Below are 8,271 nucleotides of genomic sequence, written 5' to 3'. Positions count from 1 at the left end.
GGTTGGGGGGGGCCGGCGGGGGGGTGGGGGTGGGGGGGGGGGGGGTGCAACACCCCCCCCCCCCCCCACCCCCCCCGCCCCGCCCCCGCAGCCCCGCGGCAGCGCCCCGCACCCCTCACCAACCCGGCCGGAACCGAAACGCAACACGGAACCCCATTGACCTCCGATGAATTCTGGTCCACCTTTTCATCAATCGGAGTCGAAGTTGGTGAATTGAACCAGCAACGAGTGCAGCAACCTGGCCGCAGGAGGGCAACAACAATGCGCGCAAGAAGACTCACCGGATCCCTGACCTGTCTGGTCGTCCTGTCACTGACGGCCGCGGGCTGCGGCCTGTCGGGCGGCGGCGGCTCCGGAGACGGGGACGCCACCGTCGGCAACTGCAAGGTCGACAAGGGCAACGTCGGCTCCGGCAAGCTCTCCGGCGACATCAAGGGCAAGATCACCTTCCAGACCACGAACCTGAAGAAAGACTTCGGGGGCTTCTTCAACGGAGTGATCAAGGACTTCGAGAAGGCCAACCCCGGCACCTCGGTCAAGTGGATCGACGACCCGGGCGACAACACGTTCACCCAGCGCAACGTCGCCGACGCCCAGGCCTGCACCCTCCCGGACGTGATCAACCTCAACGCCCCGACCGCGACACCCCTCACCAAGTCCGGCTTCCTCCTCAACCTGGGCGCCAAGGACCCCTCCGCAGCCAAGCCCTTCGTCAAGACGTTCTGGGATGCCAGCGCGATGAAGGACGCCAAGGGCGCGTCGGTGCACACCGTCTTCCCCTGGTACACCGGCGGCGTCCTGCTGACGTACAACACCAGCATGCTGAAGAAGGCCGGCATCGACCCCGCGAAGCCGCCGACAACCCTCTTCGGGCTGTTCGCCGACTACGAGAAGGTCGCCAAAGCGGGCAAGGGCAAGTTCTACGCGACGATGGCCAACCCAGTCTGGCGGATCCCGGCCGACTGGGACCAGATGAACATCAAGACGCTGTCCGCCGACGGCAAGACGGCCACCTTCGCCGACGACCCGAGGACCACCGAGTGGGTCGCCTGGATGGCGAAGCTGTACAAGGAAGGGGCCATGCCGAAGGACTCGCTGTCCTCCAACAACGACCCCTCCACGCCGTACAGCCAGGGCCAGGTCGCCTACGGCTCGACGAACCCGAGCTTCGTGCGCTTCGTGAAGCAGAACAGCCCCTCGGTCTATGCCAAGACCGGCGTCGGCCAGCAGCCCTACGACGCGCTCGGCCACGCCAGCACCGGTGCCCCGCAGTACATCGGGGTCGCCTCGACCAGCAAGAACGCCCCCACGGCGCTCGCGTTCGCCAAGTTCCTCACCAACGCCCAGAACCAGACGGCCTGGTGCAAGGACCCGAACGTCGTGATCTTCCCGACGACCTCGGCCTCGCTGAACGACCCGTTCTTCCAGAACGCCACCGGTGACGACCCGTTCGCGCAGTCCCGCAAGCTCGTCGCCGAGCAGCTCAAGACCGCCAATCCCAACCAGACCAACCTCTCCCCGGCGGTGCAGAACGCGATCGTCTCCCAGGTGCAGCTGGCCATGCAGGGCAAGAAGAGCCCCGAGCAGGCGGTGAAGGACGCCCAGGCCAAGGCGAACGAGCTGCTGAAGCAGGGCAGCTGACTGTGGTGACCGACACCGCGAAGCCGGTGTCCGTGCCCGGCGCGGGGCGCACAGCCTCCGCGCCGGGCACGGCCCCGTCCCGCATACGCCGACTCGGCCGGGCCCTGCGCCCCGGCCCCGCCCCCGGCGCCAACGGCGCCGCGCTGTACCGCCGCTGGTGGCTGCCCTGGCTGTGGACCGCGCCCGCCGTCGTCTGCGCGGCCGTGTTCGGCGTGTTCCCCTTCCTCAACACGCTCCTGCTGTCGTTCACCGACGCCAAGCCGCTCGGCGGCGCCGCGGGCTTCGTCGGCTGGTCGAACTACACGCGGATGCTGGACGACCCCGACTTCTGGCTGGCGACCCGCAACAGCCTGCTGTACGCGGTGATCGTGGTGCCGCTGATGGTGCTGCTGCCGCTGATGCTCGCCGTCCTGGTGGAGAAGAAGCTGCCCGGCATCGGGTTCTTCCGTTCGGCCTTCTACACCCCGGTGCTCGCCTCCAGCGTGGTCGTGGGTCTGAGCTGGCAGTGGCTGCTGGCCGACGAGGGCCTGATCAACACCTGGCTGGAGAAGGCCCATCTGATCAAGGACGCCATCCCGTTCCTGTCCGACTCGTGGCTGATCCTGTTCTCCGCGATGGGCCTGACGCTGTGGAAGGGGCTCGGCTGGTACATGATCTTCTACCTGGCCGCCCTGGGGAACGTCCCGCAGGAGCTGCACGAGGCGGCGTCCATGGACGGAGCCGGCGCGATCCGGCGCTTCTGGCACATCACGGTGCCGGGCGTGCGGCAGGCCATGATGCTGGTCGGCACGCTCACCGGCATCGGCTCCCTGCGGGTGTTCACCGAGATCTACATGCTCGGCAGCTACACCGGAGGCCCCGGCGGAGCCGACCGCACCCTGCCCTTCTACATCCGCGACGTCGGCCTTGACCCGATGACCGGCAACGCCGGTTACGGCTCGGCGGTCAGCGTGGCCCTGTTCCTGCTGACGCTGGGGCTGACCCTGCTGGCGCAGCGCCTGACGAAGGAGGACGAGTCATGACGACCGTCGCCATGACGAAGCGCCGGCGCCTGATGCCCCGCTGGCGGGACTACGGCCGCCCCCGGGAACTGGTCGTCCGCTACCTCCTGCTCCTCTTCGTGCTCGCCATCACCGTCGGCCCTCTGGTCTGGCAGTTCCTGGCGTCGCTGAAGGGCACCAACGAGGACGTGTTCGGGGCGAACGCCTCGCTCCTGCCCCACGACCCGACCCTGCGGGCCTACCGGGCCGTCTTCGAACAGGTGCCGGTGGCCACATACATCCGGAACAGCGTGATCGTGGTGATCCTGTCGGTCACCAGTCAGCTGCTGTTCTCCACGACGGCGGGCTACATGCTCTCCAAGCCGGCCTGGAAGGGCCGCAGGACGGTCTGGGTCCTGCTGGCCGCCTCCATGATGTTCCCCTTCGAGTCGATCATGGTGTCGCTGTTCCTGAGCATCCGTGACCTCGGCCTGGTCGACAACCTGGTGGGCGTGTGGCTGCCCGGGTTCGTCGGCGCCATCAACGTCCTGCTGATGCGCGGCGCGTTCCTCGCGGTGCCGCGCGAGATCGAGGACTCGGCGATGATCGACGGCGCGAACGAGTGGCAGCGCTTCCGCCACCTCTATCTGCCGTCCGCGTGGGGCGCGATCATGGTGGTGGTCATCAACACGTTCATCAGCGCCTGGGACGACTTCCTCTGGCCGCTGATCGTGCTGCGCTCCGAGAACCAGATGACGCTGACGCTGGGCCTCTCACGGCTGCAGAGCTCGTCGTTCGGCTACGACCAGCGGATCGTCATGGCCGGGTCGGTGATCTCCGTCGTACCGGTGCTGGTGCTGTTCGTCATCACGCAGCGCTGGTTCTACAAGGGTGTCTCCGCCGGTGCCGTGAAGTTCTGACCATCGGCCCTCAGCACCAGGGCTACGGCGGTCAGGGCCGCCCGCGACGACTCGGCGACCCGGATCTCCAGGGTCCCCGGCAGCACGGCCGTCTCCAGGCCGGCGCCGACCTGCGCGAGCTGGTCGGCGCCGAGGGGGAGGGCGACCGTACGGCACTCCCCCGGGGCCAGCTCGACACCGAGGAAGGCCCGCAGTTCGAGGACGCGCGGCCACACCGGCGTCAGCAGACGGCGTATGTAGAGCTGGGCGACGCTGCGGCCACGGCGCCGCCCCGTGTTGGTGATGTCGACCTCCACGGTCTGCCCGGCGAGGCGCGGCGGGCCGTACGCGAAGGCCGTGTACGTCAGCCCGTGACCGAAGGAGTAGAGCGGCTCGGCACTCTCGTCGACGTACCCCCGGTACTCGGTGTCCTTGTGGTTGTAGTGGACGGGCAGCTGGCTGACCGAGCGCGGCACGGAGACGGGGAGCCGTCCGCCGGGTTCCGCGTGCCCGAGCAGCACCTCGGCGATCGCGTCGCCGCCCCAGGGGCCGGGGTACCAGGCGGTGAGCAGGGCCGCCGCGCGGTCCGCCGCCTCGGGGACGGCGTGCGGGCGCCCCTGGACCAGGACGACCACGGTGGGCGTGCCGGTGGCGGTGACGGCGTCCAGCAGCGCGTGCTGGGCCCGTCCGAGCCGTAGCCGCGCGAGGTCCACGCCCTCTCCGCAGGTCATCTCGGAGACCGCCGAGCGCGCGGCCCCGTTGGCGGCGAAGTCCGTGTCCGGCGTACGGGCGCTGCTGCCGCCGAGCACGAGGACGGCCAGGTCGGCGGCGCTCGCCGCGGCGACGGCCTCGGGGATGCCCGAGAGATCGTCGCCGGTGAGGGCGCAGCCGCGGGCGTGACGGATCGCGAGGCCGGGCGGGGCGAGGCGGCGCAGTCCGTCGAGGACGCTGCTGCCCGTGCCGGGGCGCTGCGGGGCGGTGTAGTCCCCGAGTTGGTGGACGGTCGTGTCGGCGTGCGGGCCGAGCACGGCGATGCGCGCGACCTCGGGCCGAACCGGCAGCACCTGGCCGTCGTCGTGGAGGAGGGTGACCGCGCCGCGGGCGAGAGCGGTGCTCAGGGCGCGACCACGACCGGGAGAGGGCGCGGGCGCCGGCCGGTCGGCGGTGTACGGCCGGTCGAAGAGCCCGAGGCGGAACTTCAGGCTCAGCACGCGGGCGACGGCGGCGTCCAGGACGTCCTCGCCGACGAGACCGCACTCGACCGCCTCCTGAAGGCGGGTGAAGCCCTCGTCCCACAGGCTCAGGTCGACGCCCGCGGTCAGGGCGAGGGCACCGGCGGACACCGCGTCGCCCGTTATCCGCGCCAGCCGGTCCACGGCGAGCCCGTCGGCCATGACGAGGCCCTCGAACCCCCAGCGTTCGCGGAGCAGTCCGTGGAGCAGGGCGCGGTTGCCGGAGCAGGGCATGCCGTCGACCTCGTTGTACGCGGCCATGACGGCGGCGGCGCCGGCCCGGACTCCGGCGCGGGCGGCCGGGAGGTGGATCTCGTGCAGTTCCCGGAGTCCGAGTTCCGACTCGGCGGAGTTGCGGCCGCCGACCGTGGCGCCCTGTCCGGCGAAGTGCTTGAGCACGACGGGGGCCTTGTCGTCGGCGAAGAGGCCGTCCCGCGTGGCCCCGGCCTCCCCCTGCATGCCCCGCACCAGCGCCTCGGTGAGCCGGGCGGCCAGGTACGGGTCCTCCGCGAAGCACTCCTCGGTACGGCCCCAGCGGGGGTCGCGGGCGATGTCCAGCGCGGAGACGAGGGCCACGTGGCCGCCGCGGGCGCGCAGTTCGGCGGCGGCGTGGGCGGCGGCGCGCTCGTACAGCTCGGGGTCCCAGGTGGCGCCCACGGCCAGGTTGACGGGGAGGACGGTGCCGTCGAGGGCCATGTGTCCGTGCGGGACCTCCTCGACGAGCAGGGCCGGGATGCCGAGGCGGCTGGAGGCCACGACGTGACGCTGCACCAGGTCGGCGAGGGCCGGGCCGTGCGCCGCGCCCGCTCCGGTGGCGTGGTCGACTCCGGACCAGGCGTCGGCCCGGAAGAGCCCGTACAGGGCGCCGAGCCCCGCGAAGCGCTCGGTCTCCGCGTACAGGGCCTCGGTGAGCTCGAACTCGCCGTCGGGCGTGCGGCGGTAGGCGTCCCAGCCGTACATGCGCTGGTTGAGCTGGCCGGCCTTCTCGCGCAGGGTCATACGGGAGAGGAGGTCGCGGACGCGGGTGTCGACGGGAGCCGTGGGGTCGCGGTAGACCGGGCGAGCGGCCTGCTGGGGGTCGTGCCGGGTGTCGCTCATCAGCCGCGACCGCCGTGCGCGAGCCGGGCGAGGGCCACGGCCCCCCGGCAGCCGTCCGCCACCCGGTCGAGCGTCAGGCCGAGGGCCTGGAGCCTGCCGGTCAGGGGTGCCGTCAGAGGGCCGTCGGGGCCGAGCAGGCCGCCGGTGGCGACGATCCGTTCGCCGGGCCGGGGTTCCAGCGCGCGGACGGTTTCCGTCAGTCGCTCCGCCGCCCGGTCGAGGATGGCCCCTGCGACGGCGTCCTGGCGGCCGGCCGCTTCGGCCACCAGGGGCGCGAGCCCGGCCAGCCGGATCGGCGGTTGCGCCATCACGGTGGGCAGCAGGTGCATGCGGAAGGCCTCGCGCCGCTCTCGGGACCACTCGTGCGCGGCGGCGCCTTCCGTGTCGTACGACGCCTTCCCCGGCTCGTACGGCAGGACCTCCTCCGGCAGCCCCAGCGCGCGTCCGACAGCGGCGGCCAGCAGCGTGGGCCGGCCGCGTCCGTCCGCCATGCGCAGGGCGGCCCGTGCCGCGCCTCGGCCGATCCAGAAGCCGCTCCCGTCGTCGCCGAGGAGCCAGCCGTCGCCGTCGACGGTGGCGGCGCAGTGGCGACCGGCGATCCGGGCCGCGACCGCGCCCGTGCCCGCCACCAGGGCGAGGCCGTCGGCGGGGGCGCCGGGCGCGGAGGCGAACGCGGCCTCGATGTCGCTGCAGACCTCGACCGGCTCGGTGCCGATGCCCAGGCCGCCCAGCGCCGCGGTCAGGGCGGCCAGCGCGTTGAGCCGCCCGGGCTCGTCCGGGGAGGCTCCCGTGGCGCCCGCGAAGCCGCCGGCCACGGCCACGACCCTGCCGCGCGCCCCCTCCGGCACCGCCCGGCCGACGGCCTCGGCGAGGTGCTCGGTGAGTTGCGGCACGGGGACGGTCAGGGCGTTGCCCGGACCGGCCACGCCCTCGCCCAGCGGGCGTCCGTCCCCGGCGGTCGCCAGGACGGCGCGGGTGCGGGTGCCGCCCGCGTCCAGACCGACCACGAGATCCTGGTTCAATTCATTGTTCATCGGCGACTATGGTGGTTGATACATTCGCCGAGGACAAGACCCGATCACCCGTTCGGGGCACGCCATGCATACCGCGCATGCATCGAGGAGGACCCCATCAGTACTCCCCCCGCGCCCGCACCGTCCCCCGACCGGCCTCTCCGGTTCGGCGTCAACTACACCCCGCGCCGCGGCTGGTTCCACTCCTGGCAGGACTTCGACGAGGCGCACGCCCGCGAGGACCTGGCGCAGATAGCCGGGCTGGGCCTGGACCACGTCCGGGTGTTCCACCTCTGGCCGCTCCTGCAGCCCAACCGCACACTGATCCGCGCCGCGGCCGTCGACCAGCTGGTCCGGCTCGTCGATCTGGCGGGCGAGGCGGGCCTCGACGTCATGGTGGACGGCGTGCAGGGCCACCTGTCGAGCTTCGACTTCTATCCGGAGTGGACCCGCAGCTGGCACCACCGCAACGTGTTCACCGACCCCGACGCCGTCGAGGCCCAGGCACGGCTGCTGAAGGTGCTCGGCGGAGCCCTCGCCGGCCGCACCAACCTCATCGGCCTCCAGCTCGGCAACGAACTCAACAACCTGGTCGAGCACAACCCGGTGACGCCCGAGCAGGTGGACCACTACCTCGACACGCTCCTGGCCGCCGCCCGGGACGGTCTCGCCGGTGACGCGCCCGGGCGCCTGGTCACGCACTCCGCGTACGACGCGGCCTGGTACGGCGACGACCACCCGTTCACCCCGGAGGCCTCCGCCCGCAAGGGCGACCTGACCACGGTCCACCCCTGGGTCTTCTCCGCGAACTGCGCCGGCCGCTACGGGCCTCGTTCCCCGCAGGTCCACCACCTCGCCGAGTACGGCGTGGAGCTCGCCAAGGCGTACGCCGTGGACGTCGACCGGCCGGTCTGGGTCCAGGAGACGGGCGCGCCCGAGCCGCACATCCCCGCGGCCGACGCCCCGGAGTTCGCCCGCGCGACCGTGCTCAACGCGGCCGGGTGCACCGGACTGTGGGGCGTGACGTGGTGGTGCTCCCACGACGTGGACCGCTCCCTGGCCGACTACCCGGAACTGGAGTACACCCTCGGCCTGTTCGACTCCTCCGGCCGGACCAAGCCGATCGCCACGGCCCTCGCCGACACGGTCGCCGAACTGCGCGCCAAGGCGCCCGCTCCCGAGCCCCGCGCCATCGCCCTGGTCCTGGACTGCGCACCGGGTACGCGCTCCGTCTCGGGTCCGGGCGGCGCGTACTTCGAGACGTGGATGCGGCTGCGCACCGAGGGCACCCGCCCGGCCGTGGTCCTCGCCGAGCGCGCGGACGACTCCGGGTACCTCGCGGCCAGGGGGATCACGGAGCTCGTACGGATCGAAGGGGCCGCGGGAGGATGAAACCCCGGGAGCGGGA

General features: G+C 72.1%; 6 protein-coding genes. 4 read left to right on the top strand and 2 right to left on the bottom strand.

Annotation, left to right across the window (positions count from 1 at the left end):
• Positions 1-261: 261 nt before the first annotated feature.
• The 3 genes from AB0959_RS47310 to AB0959_RS47300 are packed head-to-tail and all read left to right on the top strand — an operon-like array spanning position 262 to position 3,541.
• The gene (locus AB0959_RS47310; RefSeq protein WP_366833132.1) at positions 262-1,641 is read left to right on the top strand and encodes an extracellular solute-binding protein; all 1,380 of its coding nucleotides are present in this window, start codon (positions 262-264) and stop codon (positions 1,639-1,641) included.
• A 26-nt stretch (positions 1,642-1,667) separates the two neighbouring features.
• Positions 1,668-2,663, top strand: coding sequence for a sugar ABC transporter permease (locus AB0959_RS47305; RefSeq protein WP_366833138.1), 996 nt, complete (start codon positions 1,668-1,670; stop codon positions 2,661-2,663).
• Complete coding sequence (locus AB0959_RS47300; protein ID WP_366833131.1) at positions 2,660-3,541, top strand: carbohydrate ABC transporter permease; 882 nt, start codon at positions 2,660-2,662, stop codon at positions 3,539-3,541. Before AB0959_RS47305 ends, AB0959_RS47300 begins: the two co-directional genes overlap by 4 nt.
• On the opposite strand, the gene AB0959_RS47295 is transcribed toward AB0959_RS47300, so the two are convergent.
• Together AB0959_RS47295 and AB0959_RS47290 are read right to left on the bottom strand one after the other, a co-directional pair.
• Positions 3,505-5,850, bottom strand: a complete 2,346-nt coding sequence (locus AB0959_RS47295) for a glycoside hydrolase family 3 N-terminal domain-containing protein (RefSeq protein ID WP_366833130.1) — start codon at positions 5,848-5,850, stop codon at positions 3,505-3,507. The genes AB0959_RS47300 and AB0959_RS47295 overlap by 37 nt on opposite strands.
• Entirely contained in the window at positions 5,850-6,884 is a 1,035-nt protein-coding gene (locus tag AB0959_RS47290; RefSeq protein WP_366833129.1) for a BadF/BadG/BcrA/BcrD ATPase family protein, read from the bottom strand. The genes AB0959_RS47295 and AB0959_RS47290 overlap by 1 nt, the downstream gene beginning before the upstream one ends.
• An 81-nt stretch (positions 6,885-6,965) precedes the next feature.
• On the opposite strand from AB0959_RS47290, the gene AB0959_RS47285 reads away from it, so the two are divergent.
• Entirely contained in the window at positions 6,966-8,255 is a 1,290-nt protein-coding gene (locus tag AB0959_RS47285) for a glycosyl hydrolase (RefSeq protein WP_366833137.1), read from the top strand.
• Positions 8,256-8,271: the final 16 nt, after the last annotated feature.

Source organism: Streptomyces sp. NPDC046862, from assembly GCF_040704615.1.
Classification (GTDB): domain Bacteria; phylum Actinomycetota; class Actinomycetes; order Streptomycetales; family Streptomycetaceae; genus Streptomyces.
Note: the sequence above shows the minus strand (reverse complement) of the source record. Positions and strands in the feature narration are given on the sequence as shown.

What these genes read in the sequence shown, in the direction of transcription:
- AB0959_RS47310 (WP_366833132.1), top strand. Translation starts at nt 262, where the DNA reads ATGCGCGCAAGAAGACTCACCGGATCCCTGACCTGTCTGGTCGTCCTG.
- AB0959_RS47300 (WP_366833131.1), top strand. Translation starts at nt 2,660, where the DNA reads ATGACGACCGTCGCCATGACGAAGCGCCGGCGCCTGATGCCCCGCTGG.
- AB0959_RS47295 (WP_366833130.1), bottom strand. Translation starts at nt 5,850, where the DNA reads ATGAGCGACACCCGGCACGACCCCCAGCAGGCCGCTCGCCCGGTCTAC.
- AB0959_RS47290 (WP_366833129.1), bottom strand. Translation starts at nt 6,884, where the DNA reads ATGAACAATGAATTGAACCAGGATCTCGTGGTCGGTCTGGACGCGGGC.